The 15,229-nt window shown below is 33.8% G+C and carries 11 protein-coding genes and 1 pseudogene; 9 read left to right on the top strand and 3 right to left on the bottom strand.

Annotation, left to right across the window (positions count from 1 at the left end):
* Positions 1 to 256 precede the first annotated feature (256 nt).
* The gene (locus tag BW942_RS00755; RefSeq protein ID WP_000397121.1) at positions 257 to 1,030 is read left to right on the top strand and encodes a hypothetical protein; all 774 of its coding nucleotides are present in this window, start codon (positions 257 to 259) and stop codon (positions 1,028 to 1,030) included.
* A gap of 12 nt (positions 1,031 to 1,042) precedes the next feature.
* Here the strand turns inward: BW942_RS00755 and BW942_RS00750 are convergent, their stop codons facing one another.
* Positions 1,043 to 1,768 (bottom strand): leucine-rich repeat domain-containing protein, encoded by a 726-nt coding sequence (locus BW942_RS00750; RefSeq protein WP_000614776.1) that lies wholly within the window; start codon positions 1,766 to 1,768, stop codon positions 1,043 to 1,045.
* Between the two features lie 471 nt (positions 1,769 to 2,239).
* On the opposite strand from BW942_RS00750, the gene BW942_RS00745 reads away from it, so the two are divergent.
* The 4 genes and pseudogenes from BW942_RS00745 to BW942_RS20690 all read left to right on the top strand — a co-directional run bounded on the left by BW942_RS00745 (position 2,240) and on the right by BW942_RS20690 (position 7,085).
* A complete protein-coding gene (locus tag BW942_RS00745; RefSeq protein WP_001226846.1) occupies positions 2,240 to 2,818 on the top strand; it encodes an LIC20153 family lipoprotein in 579 nt (192 codons plus the stop codon).
* 24 nt (positions 2,819 to 2,842) lie between these two features.
* Positions 2,843 to 3,544, top strand: a complete 702-nt coding sequence (locus BW942_RS00740) for an HmuY family protein (RefSeq protein WP_001079022.1) — start codon at positions 2,843 to 2,845, stop codon at positions 3,542 to 3,544.
* Positions 3,523 to 5,655 carry a TonB-dependent receptor plug domain-containing protein gene (locus BW942_RS00735; protein WP_017861714.1) on the top strand — a complete coding sequence of 711 codons (2,133 nt, stop codon included), beginning with the start codon at positions 3,523 to 3,525 and terminating at the stop codon, positions 5,653 to 5,655. The genes BW942_RS00740 and BW942_RS00735 overlap by 22 nt, the downstream gene beginning before the upstream one ends.
* 900 nt (positions 5,656 to 6,555) lie before the next feature.
* Positions 6,556 to 7,085, top strand: a pseudogene (locus tag BW942_RS20690) (DUF1564 domain-containing protein).
* A gap of 191 nt (positions 7,086 to 7,276) precedes the next feature.
* On the opposite strand, the gene BW942_RS00720 reads toward BW942_RS20690, so the two are convergent.
* Positions 7,277 to 8,485 (bottom strand): MFS transporter, encoded by a 1,209-nt coding sequence (locus BW942_RS00720; protein ID WP_000612020.1) that lies wholly within the window; start codon positions 8,483 to 8,485, stop codon positions 7,277 to 7,279.
* Positions 8,460 to 9,137 (bottom strand): biliverdin-producing heme oxygenase, encoded by a 678-nt coding sequence (locus BW942_RS00715; protein ID WP_000050531.1) that lies wholly within the window; start codon positions 9,135 to 9,137, stop codon positions 8,460 to 8,462. The genes BW942_RS00720 and BW942_RS00715 overlap by 26 nt, the downstream gene beginning before the upstream one ends.
* Before the next feature lie 797 nt (positions 9,138 to 9,934).
* Here BW942_RS00715 and BW942_RS00710 point away from each other — a divergent pair.
* The 4 genes from BW942_RS00710 (at position 9,935) to BW942_RS00695 (ending at position 14,017) form a co-directional block, all read left to right on the top strand.
* A complete protein-coding gene (locus BW942_RS00710; RefSeq protein WP_000466206.1) occupies positions 9,935 to 10,126 on the top strand; it encodes a hypothetical protein in 192 nt (63 codons plus the stop codon).
* Between the two features lie 695 nt (positions 10,127 to 10,821).
* On the top strand, positions 10,822 to 11,214 hold the full coding sequence (locus tag BW942_RS00705; protein WP_000444124.1) for a Fur family transcriptional regulator: 393 nt from the start codon (positions 10,822 to 10,824) through the stop codon (positions 11,212 to 11,214).
* On the top strand, positions 11,211 to 12,788 hold the full coding sequence (locus BW942_RS00700) for a hypothetical protein (protein WP_001083737.1): 1,578 nt from the start codon (positions 11,211 to 11,213) through the stop codon (positions 12,786 to 12,788). The genes BW942_RS00705 and BW942_RS00700 overlap by 4 nt, the downstream gene beginning before the upstream one ends.
* On the top strand, positions 12,785 to 14,017 hold the full coding sequence (locus tag BW942_RS00695; RefSeq protein ID WP_000599986.1) for an AZOBR_p60025 family cell surface glycopolymer formation protein: 1,233 nt from the start codon (positions 12,785 to 12,787) through the stop codon (positions 14,015 to 14,017). The genes BW942_RS00700 and BW942_RS00695 overlap by 4 nt, the downstream gene beginning before the upstream one ends.
* Positions 14,018 to 15,229: the final 1,212 nt, after the last annotated feature.

Here is a 15,229-nt window from a genome sequence, read left to right as displayed (position 1 = left end):
GGTGTTAAAAACCTAAATAACTGATAAGGTCGAATATTAAAAATTTTACTGTAAGATATAAAACTGTGGTTAGTTCCCACAATTTTTATAGAGAAATTCAATTCTATAAAAATTGATTGAGAATCTGTAATTTAACTTAGAAATTTAGAATTTGTCGTTTTGTGAAAACTCACTTTAATAGATTTATAGAAAAATTAATTTTCCATCTGTTTTTGTTGTATTGAAATGAACATGAAACGTTTTACAAATCTTCACTATGGAATTTTCAACAATTCTAATGTTTAGTTTAAAAAAGAAACAGTATTATTTGCTATCTTTTACGATTTACATTTCTTTGATTGAGTTTTGTTCGTTTAACCATTCAAAAACGGAAAATTTACCCACTCTCAAGACCACCTTGCCTTTGTTATCCGGAGAATATTATTCTAATATCCAAAAATTAGAAGAAGGTTATTTTGTAAGACAGTTATTTTTAGACACGACCCGAAAACAGAATAAATTTGTTTTTGTACAATTGAGCGTGACACTTAGTAAAAACCGAGAAGAAACTAGAATTGAAGGAATTGTAAAGTTTACTGCTCGAGGGGCTGAGTTAATTCCTGAATCTTGTAGGGTTTTTACAAACAAGGAATCCGGAAACAGATGGGCTTTAGTAAGAGCTTACGATTGTGATCATCTTTCTTTTCAAATCGAATCTAACCGGCCTAATTTTATTTTTATTGAACCAGATTTTATGCCTGGGAATTCGATCGGAGTTTATAGAAAATCTGCGTCTTCCGATCCGAGTAAAATTAGCGCGCTCGTTTTGGAAAGTAATGGAAAAATCTTAGAGGTTTGGGGGCTTAGACTTTCTAGAGTGAGAAAAAACGCAACCGTTGTATTAGAAAAAGAAAACGGACAAAAATATTCAGTTCGAGCTTTAGAAACCATCGAAACCACTGGACAGGTTACAGCGGAAAAAATTCCTATCGAAAAAGGAGATATTCTATTATATGATAATCATATTAATTTTGGATCTTTTGTATATTAAAAAATTAAAATATTATAATCCTGGATGTATTGGAACTAACTTTAGATAGGGGAGCCGTTTCCGGATTTGATCCAATTCTTCCTTGGATAGATTTAACTCCGACCATTCTAGATAACGTAAATGGTTCATTTCGTAGACCGGATGTATTTCTCTGATTTTAGTATGCCCGATTCTAAGTTCTAATAAATTTTTACAATTTGAGATTGGTTCTAAGGATGAAATTTCAGTGTTTCGAATGTCTAGTTGTTGTAATCTACATTCTGAGCCGATAAAAGATAGATCTTTGATTTTCGTTTTATACAAACCTAATTTAGTCAATTTTCCGATTTCGGAATATTGTTTTAGGTCTTTCTCATCTACTGAAGTTTCTCCTAGATATAAACTGTGTAAGTTGGTTAGTTTGGACAAAGGAGAAAGTTCTTTTACTTTGGTTCCGTTTATATTTAAAAAACCGATCGTTTTTAAAGAGCTGAGTTCTTCTAAATTCTGAAATTCAGGATGTAGAATTTCTAGTGAAACTAAATTTCTAAAATCTACCAACCTGGTCGTATCTGGAAATTCACTTTCATTAAATCCGATCCAACGGATTTGATATGGATAGTATCTGAGAATCTTACCTTCTTTAGAAAATACTGGAATTTGACCTGGAATGGATTCTTTTTTAAATAAAGAACAAGAAAAGATCCAAGAACAAAAAATTAAAATTTTGAGTAAGGTAAAAAAGCGGATTTGGATCATCTAAGTTATTTTTCAACCAATCAAAAATAAAATGTCGTGTATAAGTTTAGATTTCAAAACTTGACCGCCAAATTTGTGCAATTCTAGGAACTCCCACTTTTTAGAATGGGATGCTCTAATTTCGATAATGTGGGAACTCATACAAGATTCTCTACAAAATTAGAGTTTCACAAATTTCTAAGTAAAACCTTTTTTAATAAGGTTTGATTCTACAAACAACTTGGATTTTGTGTAAGAAACTAAGTTTTATATAACTGAACTTTTACATAAAAATGTGGGAACTACTGCAAATTGCAATTTTACAAATAAATTTTGAAAATGTAGGAACTACCACTTTAGAAAACGACCTATAGTTTTCTTTAAAACAAATTTACGTTAAAAATCCAAATTTGTTTTACTTTATCCTGATTTTGAGTTTGACTCTCATCTTCACGTTTTCAAGATGATCCAAAATTAGGAAAAGGGTTCAATATGAGAAAAATTCAAAAATGTATAAATACAACAGTCATTTTCAGTCTGATTTTTAGTGTATTCTTAAATTGTAAAGACGACAAAAAAGACGATATAGATCCGTTATTAATTTTGGTAGGTTTAGCTTCTGGTTCACCCAGTTATAACTGTTCGGCAACCGTAAAGGGGAAAGTCGCTTCTTTGCCTGCGATGACCGCAACTACTTCCATTCAAACTCTTGTTTACGGTAAGGTTCCGTTTGTGAATCATTCCATTGCAGCCGTAAAAGTGACAGGTGCGGTCAACGGAACTAGAATCGTTTTTACCGGACGAAACGTTGCTGATTTTGATGAAGGGACTTCCAGTAATGAGAATGCACCTTTGATTTATAATACTTCTTCTTGCCCACTTGCCGATTCTAGCCAAGATACTACAAGATCGACTTACACAACAAGTAGCGAAGGTCAATATGGTTCTGCAGCTGGAGATGGTCCTTACACTTACACTTTAAATGCTACAAAAGGTGGGGATTACTACTTCGTTTTTTATCTTGCAAGTAGAACCGCGGAATCTCCTACGACCACGTTCCAACTACAGTAAAATTTAGATTTCTATTGATCTAAAATGAACCGATTCCCGATTCTCAAACAATTTTTGAAACATACTTGTTTTTGGTTCGGGATTTTCGTTCTTTTTCAATGTGCAAGACAACATCCCGCCGTCGATCAAAATGAGGTCGCGTTCCAACAAGCGCTTCTCGATCTACAAAAACAAATCGAAGAATCTACTCGGTCCAAAATCATTTCTACGGAACCAAATGGAGATGGTTCTTTCACTACAAGGATTCGATCCGTTTCTTATGACGTTTGGATCAAATATAATTTTGCCGACAAATCCCAAGCTTTTGTTCCGGACATGTCTGGGGGTTGGGATGTAGGTTTTCAAAGATTTAAACTTCAAACTAATAGCGGGCTCACGCATTCCGAAGGACAAGGTGGGGCTTGTATGACCAATCCTGTGGTTACCGATTTTGAAACTGCGGCTTCTTCTACTTCTACCGCTTTGGGTTGTGTAAATGCTTCTTTTTCTCCCGATACGAACGTATCCGAACTTGCAAGCGGGGGAATTCAAACAAATTACGTAGGCAATGACGTACTCAATAAATGGTTTAATTACAGTCTCGCTTTTTTACAACCTAATTATAAGGTTTTTGTAATCCGTTCCAACACAGGAAATGAATACTATTTGTTTCAGATTACTGGTTATTATAATTCCGAAGGCACTTCAGCTCATCCAACCATTCGATGGAAACAAATCCAATATTAAATCAATTGAATATGTTTTTCTCGTTCAGGCGCTTTTTTTCGTCCAATTGGATTCAAATTCTATTTTTGTTTCTTTTTTATGTTTCTATTCAGGCCCAAGATGAAAATATAAAAACAGAAAATAAAGTTATTCAAAAAGAGTCGCCAAACACAACCACTACCGATTCTAAAAAGGACAACGGGAATGGTCAAAACGGACAAATCGTTCCGGAAGAATCACAGATTGTGGTCACAGGTTCCAGAGGAGAAAGAAGACTTAAAGATTCTACGGTCTCTACCGAAGTCATTTCCCGTAAAAAGATAGAAGCAAGTGGCGATAGAAATGCTGCAGAAGTTTTAGAAACCCAACTGGGAATTGACGTAGTACCTTTTTTCGGAGGTTCTAGGGTACGAATGCTTGGTTTAGATTCTCAGTATGTTTTGATCCTTATTGACGGCGAAAGAATTTCCGGACGCTTAAATAACGCTGTGGACCTTAGTAGATTCAAAGTTCAGAATATTGAAAGAATCGAAATTGTAAAAGGCGCCTCATCGGCGTTATACGGAGCAGACGCAATCGGAGGAGTAATTAATTTAATTACAAGAGAAGCAGATAAAAAACTAAGCTATGAAATGCGAACTACTTACGGTAACGGAAGCAGAAAAAATTTCAACACCGAAGGAGAATTCAATACCACAGCCAACATGGGTTTTAGAAATGAATATGTGAGCGGTGCGGTTTCCGCAGGTTACAATAAAAACCCCGGTTATAGATTGGTCCCAAACTCTCAGGCGACTACTGGGAACGCCTATCAAGACTTAAACACAGGAATTAATCTTACCTTCAATCCGGATGGAAAATTCAAAGGTAAAACTAGAATTCTTTACCAACATAGAGATCAAAACGGAGTAGATGTTACCCAATCCAAAGCCGTCTTTGATCGTAATAACAAGACTCATGACTTTTTAGCTACTGGTTCTTTAGAATACGGATTTGGGAAAAGAAATTTGATTTCCTTTAGAGGAAATATTTCCAAATGGGAAAACAAATACTATAATAACCAAAGAGGTTCAGACGAATTAGATGTAAAACAATTGAACTCTGAATTAACTTCTCAAGGTACCGTTCAATTGGACATGGAAGCCTCTGAAAAACATTTTATCACTGTAGGTGCTGAATCCTTTGCGAATGAATTAGAATCAGATCGATTACAAAGTAGATATGTATATAGAACTAGGAAAGCGGTTTTTTTTCAGGACGAGTGGACCGTTTCTCGTTCTCCTAGAATTCGAGTAGTTCCAGGAGTAAGATACGACGATGATTCTCAATTTGGAAATCAAACAACTCCTAAACTTGCAGCCCGTTACGATATCTTTCAGAACTTAGTTTGGAGAGCGAGTTATGGAAGAGGTTTTCGTCCTCCGAGTTTTCAAGAATTGTATCTTCGTTTTGAAAATCCAGCCGTAGGTTATGTTGTAGAAGGGAACCCAAATTTAAAACCGGAACGATCAATTACGATTAACTCGGATTTAGAATATAGTCCTTTTAGTTTTTTGACTTTTTCTTTGAGTGTATATCGAAACGATATTATCAATCTAATTCAGTATAAATTCGATTCAAACAAAGGAAGAGAGTTTGCGGAATTTCAACTACAGAACATTGCAAAGGCTTATACAAGAGGAGGGGAATTTGGAGTTCAATATAGATTCTTAAAATATTTCACTCTTGAATTAGGATACAATCATACGGATACTAGAGATCTAAGCTCGGATAGACCTTTAGAAGGAAGAGCACTTCATCAGGCGTCTGCAAATTTCATCTATAATTCTCCCGGAGGATTCCAATTTAATCTGAGAGGAAAACATTTAGACAAAAGACCGTTTTATAGTTCGACTAACAATCTTTCAGCGGCAGGACAGGATTATATTCCCAGCGAAGTTAAATTAAATGAAAACCCTCCCGTGATTTACGGAAAACCGTTTACGATTTTAAACGTTAGAATTGAGCAGAAATTTTTCAATAAACACTTCGCTCTTTTTTTGGGAGTGGATAATTTACTCAATCAATACGAACTGGCTTATAATCCTACTCGGCCTAGATTTTATTATGGTGGATTCTCGGCCCAGTTTTAATTTCTTTTTTCAAAGTTTGATTCATTAATTTTATTCGATAAATTAAAAAGTACTTTTGAAATGTTCCGCACGAACTTTAGCTTACAGTGAGTTGGTATAATTGCTTATAATTACAGAATAAAGTTCCGAATCTAATAGTTTATATCAATAATATGTAATTCTGCGTAAAAGGTTTTGGGCGAATCCGGCAAGCCAGACCGAGCTCTCAGTTCTGGTCAATAAATTGTATACACGAAATATAATACAACACGCCTTTAGTTTCAATTTATTAACCTCGCATCGATCCTAACGCTGCGATCCATAGAAAGCAGTGTTGCTGAGTTACCCACGCTACAACCCATAGATGAATCTAAATCGGCTACTACAAACCAAAATGTGGCGACTTAACAAAGTCGAACGACCCCGAAAAACTCAGTGAAATACCTCTCTAAGGATCGGCATTCAGGAAAGCGATGTATTGAGTTCATGGAGTGAAATTCTAAGTTCTCCTACGTTTCAATTACTTTCGCATTGATTCGATCGAGTTTGTGTTAACCAGACACTTTATCATAATATTTAAAAGGTACTCAATTTTATAGGATGAGTATATCTGAGTGGTAAAATGTAGGAACTGTTACAAGTTATTTCATTGTAAAACTTTGAAAATATGTAGACTGCTTTTTAAGAGATTTTCTCCAGGTGCATGTTAAACTAAAGTGAGCTCGGTATAAGAAAGAATTTTCTAAAAGTATGAGTTTCTACATTTTTAGAATTTGTTCATAAAATCGTGATTTGCGGTAGTTCAACATTTTAGGAATGATTTATAAATTTTTCCACGAATTCACGTTAAAATATTTTGTTTCTTTAAAATTTTTTCTATAAATCGCTCCGTTTGGAAAGTTTGAAGAACCGTTTTCTAATATGGACATTCTTTTGTTGGATGACGGTCAAAAAATTGAGTCTGCTTTGGTAGAAAGTTCTGTTGCAACGGATTCTCTTTTGGTTCCAGATGTTTATTGGAATCGTTTGAATGCTCAAGAAAAAAAAGCTCTGCGGGGCAAACTCCCTTTTTTATTGAGAAAATATTCCAAGCAGATCGCTTCTATGAAACGTCTGCATGATCGGGCGGGTAAAATCAAATACAATCGGGGCGTTGGTAAGATGAAAAAGTTCAGCATTCGAGTCCATACTGGTATTTGGGCTACTTTGGGTGTCTTGGCGGCGGCTCATGGTGTTTGAGGTGTTATCTTTTTAATTATATGCTTTGGCTGGAGGATCTTGGTGGAAAAGAAGATTTTTTTGTAAAAAGTTTAAACCCAGGAGTTCCTAGCTTTCACTGGACTTACAAAATGATTTGGAAGATTAACAGGAGACAAAATATAATTTCGAGAGAATTACAATTTGAACCAAATCCAATGACAAATAAATATCCATATGATTTAACGTCGTGAAGTAATCAATGAAAAGCGATTAAAATTGAAACATTATGCTACAATCTATCAAGAGTAGCGCATTGAATTTTTTATATCTAAAGTTTAAAAATATAATAATACACTTTTACCAAAAAAACAGCTTTATTCAAAATTCAAATTTCCTGAGAATAAAAAAAACAAATACATAATAGTTTCAGAATATTCTAAAGTTATTTTTCATTAAGAATTTTATAAAACGGAATGCTTACCAGAACGATTAAAATTTGTGCAGTACCAAATACGAATGCGGTAGAAGATGATCCTATAAAAGTGGTTGAAATTCGATCTAATCCGACCGAAGAAATTGGACCTAAAAAAAATCCGAGAGAACCAAATCCGGTTAAACTTGCCATTACGATCCCGTTATTCTCTCGAGTACAAAGAGAAGACGCAAGACGTAGAGAAGTAGCAAACATTAAACCTGCTCCTAAACCGCAAAATAAAAGTGAAATTCCAATCCAAACAACGGACTGAAATATACCGGAAAGTATTAAAGAAACGCCGTAGATCAAAGATCCGATAGCAACTGGAAAATACTTTCCAGTTTTTTTTGAAAGATGAATTGCGGGGTAAGATAATAAGGCCATGGGTAAAAAAACTAAGGATAACATCTTTCCGGTTTCGGAAGGGTTGAGTGAAAATTCTTCTCGAAGACGTAGATTGAGCGAACTCATAAAATACCCGGATGTAAAACGATCTAAAAATTGGAACGCAAGAGGAAATAAAAGAAGAGGGTGTGTTAAAAATAGAATCAAAGATTCTTTCCAAGAATGTTTTTTAGAAACTCTGAACTTTTCTTCAGGAACAAATTGATATACAATCCATCCAAGAAACAATAAAATTACTGAACCAACTTGAAACGGCAAAACTGGATTCAATTTTCCTAAAAAACCAAACGAAAGACCTACGGCCCCTCCTAAAGAAAGAAGCATTCCAGACAAACCCATCAAGATCCCGTTCCCAAACTTACGTTTAGAATCTACGTGTTCGAAATCTGCAACAGATGCAAGAAGCAATCCGATCACAAATACATGTGCTCCTCCTTCCAAGAAACGGAGAAATAAAAGAGTAAAAAGAGTATCTGCGTAAGGAAGAAGATTTAAAAGTAAAGCATCAAACCCGCAGAAAAGTATAATAATTTTTTTACGAGTTCCAAAAGAATCCGAAAGAAAACCGGCCATCGGGGAAAAAACAAAAGAACCGAGCATCGCTATACTTAAAAACCAAGCAACTTCTTCGTTACCGGATTGAAATCTGTCCTTTACAATTTCCTTAAATACAGGAACGATCATCGTTACCGGAAGCATCGCCAAAAAAACTGCCACCGGTAAAAAGTATGCGGACTTTTTAGAATTAACCTTTTCCAAGAACGGAATCATATGTTTCCTTACCGATTGCGGAAACTAAGTCCTGTTCCAGTTCGGAAAAAATTCCCTGATTTAAAAGAAAAACTTGTTTTGATTCGGCAAGAATGGATTGTTTTTCGGAATCGTTGACTGGTAGGGAATCTAACGCGGTACGATAATTTTGTTTGAATCCATTGATGTCTTGAATCATAGGAAATTCGTAAAAAGAAATTCCTTTTCCTTCTGGAAGATTTAAAGCTCTAGCCGCTACTTTTTTCAAAATTTGCCCACCGGAAAGATCTCCCAAATAACGAACGTAAGAATGAGCCGCCAAAAGTTCCGGTTGAGTTTCTGAAATTTTACGAATTCTTTTCACATAGTCTTGAGTTGCCACACTTGGTTGATGATCGTTAGGTTTCCAAGTTCCGTAAAAAAACTGAAGATCTTCTAAAAGTGCGTTTTTACGGTAGAGTTCCGGAAAATAAATCGATTTTAAAACCAGATTGTTCTTATTACGTTCTAACTCTTCTTCCATTGACTCATAAACATAGTAGAACGCTTCTAGATGTCTTGCATAAGTCCCTTTTTCCAATATTCCTTTCATAAAACAACGAATGAAAGCAGAACTTTCTGCGGCTTTGTGCTCTTCAGATGTCCCTTCTCGTAAAATAGTTGCTAAACTCATTTTGATTCTCCTGACAATACTGTGACAATTCTTATAAATTGATATTGAGAATCAAACTTATTTTTGGACAAATATACAGATTTTCTAAAAATGTGGGAACTCATACGAGTTAGAATCAGTGGGTTTTATATTCAATTTTAATGATATTTAGAAAAACGAACTTTTATGAAACGGGTTTTTAATTCACAATGATCATAGATATCAATCATTCACTTAAAAATTAAGGATAGGCAGAACCAGAATTCTGCTTTTGAAATGGCATTTGTTTCAAAATTGAATGATGCAAACGTGAGTTCGGCGTAAGGGCTGGTTCATTTTTCTAAAAAAAAGTTGTGATTTTGATTTCTAAAATGTGGGAACTCTCGCAAATTACGATTTTACAAATAAATTCTAAAATTGTAGGAACTCACACTTTTCTATTTTGCGAGAAATTTTGTCATTAGGAAATAAATTAGAATTTCAAACGATTCATGAAATTACTACTCAGATGCATGAAAATAGTACCAAATTATTTTAACGGCCGAGGCCGAATTTGTGAAAAAATAGCAGTATTTAAAAAATACCGCAAATTCAGGATTTACGGCATCTTAGAACAAAACCAGAAATATTCAATTTTTTGAAACAATCTAACCCAAGTATTTTATTTATATGTACCGAGTAATTACTCAGAATTATATAATAAAGCATCTAGTATTTTACACTGAAACACTGTTACGATAAAAATTAAAGGTACATAATTTTATAGAAATCAAGTAGTAACCGTTTAAACAATTTTATGCCTTTCTTGAAATCTTTCGTTGTTTTTCAGAGTAAAACTATTTTCTTCCAACAAAGTTCTACAAAAACGATACGCAGTAGTTACACTCAAAAAAATCGTTTTCTTTCTTCAAGGGTATCTTAAAAAAATCAGTATCATTTTACTGGCCCTTAGAAAATTGAGCATCTGTAATTGTTGTGACAAAGTGTCGGTTAACGCGTTTTCGGTATAATCCAATACAAAAGCGATTGAGGTGGGGAACTCAGCAGAACACTCTTTCAAACTTAGTGTTTCGCTTCTTGAACTCAATAAAAACCGATTCTTAGAGAGACATTCACTGAATTTCCGGGTCGTTCGAAGTAACCTAGCGTTTCAGCTCGACAGATCACGTTCTATAACAAATTAAATTCGGAAAAAAATTTTGTTCCTCAATTTGTTGATCGGAGTTGAAAGCGTGGTCTGACGACGAATTTACCTAACCGTTCTGACTCAGAATTTATGTTATTGAAGTGTAAACGATTGGTTACTTCATTAGAATTGTTGAAAAATTAATTCTCTATGGGTTTTCGTTGTATGGAAACGGTCGATTGAAGTGTTTTGTTAATTGTTGCTATGGAATTTTTCAACAACTCTATTATATAGTTCTAAGTTCAATATAAAATATAGGAGTTCCCACACAATTGGTGGTTTATAAATGTTCATGGAAGTTCCTACAATTCGAGATTTTGAGACAGGCTTAAAATAAAAACACATGATCGAATTTCTTAATTTAAGAATTTTGCATCGATAGAAACAAGTAGTAGCAACCATCTATTTTCAGTTACAAAGTCCGTATCCTTAAAATAAAGAAGTTCCTACAAGGAAATGTTAATAGATTGACAGAAAAAACAAAAAGATCCGAAAATTTATAACAGTTGGCCGTATAACGTGGAAAGTAAAAAGACAGTTCTTAGAAATACAAAACAGAAGGGAGAAATTTTGAAAGTTTTGGAAATGGCAAAGGGTCCACTTTCCATCAAAGAAATTTACGAACTTTCCCGAAAGAATTTAGACAATTTAGGAATTGCAACGGTCTATAGAGCGGTCAATCATCTGATGGAAACGGGAACTATCCATGAAATCCATCTTCCGGGAGAATCTTCCCGTTTCGAAGCAAGCCGTCATCATCACCATCATTTTCACTGTAAACAATGCGACCGTGTATATGATATTGAAATCTGTCCGATTCCTCTGGACAAAAGTCCGAAAGGTTTTACTGTGGACACCCATGAGATCATTCTCTATGGGACTTGTTCCGATTGTAATTCCAAGGCACAATGAATTCTGAAACCCGAATCAAAATCAAAATAATTTGGATCTTTTTATTCCTTTTACTTGGATTTTTATTTTTAGATCGAGTTCTATTTCCGATCGCACTTTTCGAATTTCCGAATGAACTTGAATGGGATACTTCTCCTTGGTATAACTTTCTTCATAAACGAAAAAACATTCATTTTGAAAAAGATGAAAAGGGAATTCTCATAACGGGAAGTAGTGTAGCTCTTTATTCCTCTTATCCTAAACAGATAACCGAAGAAATACAAAATTCTAATATAAAAGACGGAAAAAAATTTAGAGCGGAATTTTATTCTCATCCTGCCTTATCTCCTACGGATCTTTATTATTACTCAGATGATATTTTATCTAAAAAACCTGAGCTGGTAGTCTACATATTAAATCCAGCAGATTTACAATTAGATTATATTCAAAAATTAGAATCTTCTGAAGTCCGTTTTGACGAACGAACAAGAATAAAAGATTATAAGATTCGCCACCAGAATCGTTTCATTTTTCCGGGAGAGTTTCTTGCTGATCATTGGAGAGATTATACAAAAGCAGAAATTTTTGCTCAATTGACAAAAACATTCATACTGTTGAATCGCTTTAGAAGTTTCTTATACGATCCTTGGGTAGAATACATAGAACATCATACCAGAACTATGCGTTCTTATCATTACTACACTGGTTCCATACCTAAGGAAGGGATTTTTCTCCGCGGATGGACCCCGCCTTCATTTACGATCGAATGTGAGCTCAAAGATGGAAAATTGTCGGAAGATATTTTTACTCAGAAGCCGGGAGTTCGGATTCAAGTTGAAGAAATAAATTCAAGTGCAAAACATCTAAACAGAGAACCGATTTTTTATGATCGAACCTTTTCTAAACCCGGATGGAAATCGCTTTTTCTCGACTTCAAAAAGAATTCATCCGGAGAAAATCCTCAATCAGTTACCTTAAAATTTACTGTTTCTCCTACTACAAGTTCTGACGAAGTGGATGCGAGAATTTTTGGGATCCCAGCTAATTATGGAATTCGTCTTCCTCAAAATTTTTGTAAAAAGGAAATTAAAACCAATATTTCTTATGATAGAATTCACGGTTTAGACGATGATCGGATCGAAACTATGTCCGATGAAGATTATTTGAAAGACTATGAAAAACGCCTCTATTTCAATCCGGAAAACGAAGGTGCCCTTAATCGTTTGAAAAAAATTCAAAGAAACAAAGAAATTTTAGGAAACTCAACTTACTTTACTTGGTCTGAAATTCAATTTTTGGAAAAGACAATCTCTAAGTTTCAAGCAAATGGTCAAAAATGGATCATCATCAATTCTCCTGAAAATCCAATTGAAAGCAAATATTATAAAAATGGAAATTGGTATCGTGGTTATCTTAAATTTTTAAATTCTTATAAAAATGATACATATGGTTTTTACGATCTCAAAGATGCGATTCCGGATAAAAGATCGTTTTTAGATCCGCATCACCTAACATTTAACGCTGCAAAACATAGTTCTTCTTTATATACAAACGTCATTCTAGATTTTTTAAACGTTTCGGAGCGAAAAAAATGATTCTGTTTTTTTCAAAAGTGCGTACTTTTTTTGAAAACCCTTTTTGGATTCTTCCTTTATTTATTACGTTATACGCTCTTTGTTCTCTATTGATTTGGAAAAAATACCATTGGAATCCAAGTTCACAAATTAATTTCGGAAAACAATTCGCAGTTCAAAATATCGAAGAAACTCCGAAAGGTGCTGTTATTTTTTTAGGTCGCCCAGGGGATTTAGGAGCTGGTTATGACGGGCAAATCTTTTATTACTATTCTAGAATGTTAACTGGATTTCATTTAAATTGGCCCAAGGGTTTTGAAGAAAACATTCGCGCTCCTAGAATTGGTTACCCCCTTTTGGTTGCGGCTTTCGGTTGGTTTGGGGCTTGGGGCACCATATTTGGAATGTATTTTTTAAATTTATTTCTGATTTTATTTTCCTGGTTCTTAGTCAGGGATCTATGTGGTGTAAAATATCGTATCTATTCTAGTTTTTATTTATTTTCTCCTTTTCTTTTAGGGAGTTATACTCTTTTGGTTAGCGACGCAGTATTAACCGGGCTTTTAGTAATTACGTTTTGGTTCTACAAAAAGGAAAAGTGGATTTGGTTTTCTTTATTTGGTGGGCTTTCGATTTTAACAAAAGAACAGGCATTCTTTTTACTCTTTCCTCTCGGTGTTCAATCCCTTTTGGAAAAAAAATGGAAGGACTCTATTCTGATCGTTTCCACTTTATTATTACCGTTTCTTTGGGCTGTTTTTTTAAGAATTCAATTTCCAAGTTGGTCTCCAACACGATTTACCGATTTTTTTACTCCGTTAGACGGATTTGTAGGTTACTGGAATGAAATCAACGAACCTTCTTTATTATCTTTTTTGCAAGTTCCAAATTTAAAAACGAGTCTCGTTCTTTTTGCTAAAAAATTTTCTAGACTTCCTCTTTTTCTTTTATTTCTTGCGGGTTTGTTTGTATTTTGCAGTGGGAATTGGAAAAAGGGAATCGCGGGAAGACTTTCTTTTTTTCTGGTGATCTTTTCCGTTTTTTCCGCGGGTTATGTGTTGTATTGGTCTTCCTATGAAAACGTTTCTAGAATGTTTACAGTTTCAATTGCATTTTTAATTTTTTGGAAATTAGAAGATGATTCTGTTGCGGATCTTCTCTATTGGATTATTACAGGAAGTATCTTTTTGATTTTCTTGTTTAAACTTGCATTTGTTTCTTCTATTCTTCCTTATGAAATCTGGAAATAGCCGTATTTTATCAGAAATCTCCAAACAAATTTGATCCATAAAAACAAGTTGAAGCGCTTGTATTTCATTTCGGATTAACACGAAAGTTCATATAAAGTAATCAGAAAGAATTTTTTACGAATCTGTATAAAGTTAAGTAATTGTGAATTTTTATGATACGTTCTGTTTGAGTAAAAGATATTATTAAGAACTATGTAAAAATTATTCAAAATTTTCTACTACTCAAGAACTGTATAATTTAGTATTTTATATTAAAATTGTATTTTGCGATGAAAATTTACGGTATCTATTTTATCAGGATCAATAGTTTACTTGTTTATTAGAGTTGTTGAAAAATTCCATAGCAACAATTAACAAAACGCTTCAATCGACCGTTTCCATACAACGAAAACCCATAGAGAATTAATTTTTCAACAATTCTATTAATAAAAATCCGAATTCCTACATTTTGATATATTTCTAAAATACAACCTGTTATGCCGTTGAGTTTTCGGATCAGGTTTTACGCGAACTTAGAATTTAGGATATTCGAATATTTTACTTTTTTAAAGTGATATTGTGGTGGAGATCTTATTAGTTGCGGCAACAGGCAATAAACCAAACCTTTCGGATTATTCTCTCGAAGAAATTCTAAAGAATGTGAAATTCGGCGTAAGAAATTCGTTTTATAAAAACCCTATTTTTCTATAAAAAATAAACGTTTAAAAATTTGTAATGTGACTTAATTTGTGAGAACCACCCGAACTCTAATCATAAAAAATGAATGTTTGAAAATTTATAACGGAACTTAATTTGTAAGGAACTATCACAAATCGTGGATTTACCAGTTAATCTTTGAAAATTGTAGGAACTACTAGAAAATACAAAGGAATCATCGTCCAATCAGATTTTTGCATAAAACTGCTGTTTTACGACTATCATAAAAATTTAAATCCCATTTTAACGCGAGTAAAGATTTTCTAAAAGTATGAGTTCCTACAATTTTAGAATTTGTTCGTAAAATCGTGATTTGTAATAGTTCCTACACTTGAATATGATAGATTCAATTATTATAAAATTCTCTTTTATAAAATGATGTAGTTTTCCACATCATTTTTAGATGACAAATCTAAGTTTTGTAGTAGTTCCCACTTGAATACAACAGATTCAATTGTTATAAACTTTTATTTTATAAATTGTGGTAGTTCCCACATTTAAAAAATCAATCTGTAA

Source organism: Leptospira interrogans (assembly GCF_900156205.1).
Classification (GTDB): Bacteria; Spirochaetota; Leptospiria; order Leptospirales; family Leptospiraceae; genus Leptospira; species Leptospira interrogans.
The sequence above is the reverse complement of the archived record's forward strand: the minus strand, read 5'-3'. Positions and strand labels throughout refer to the sequence as shown.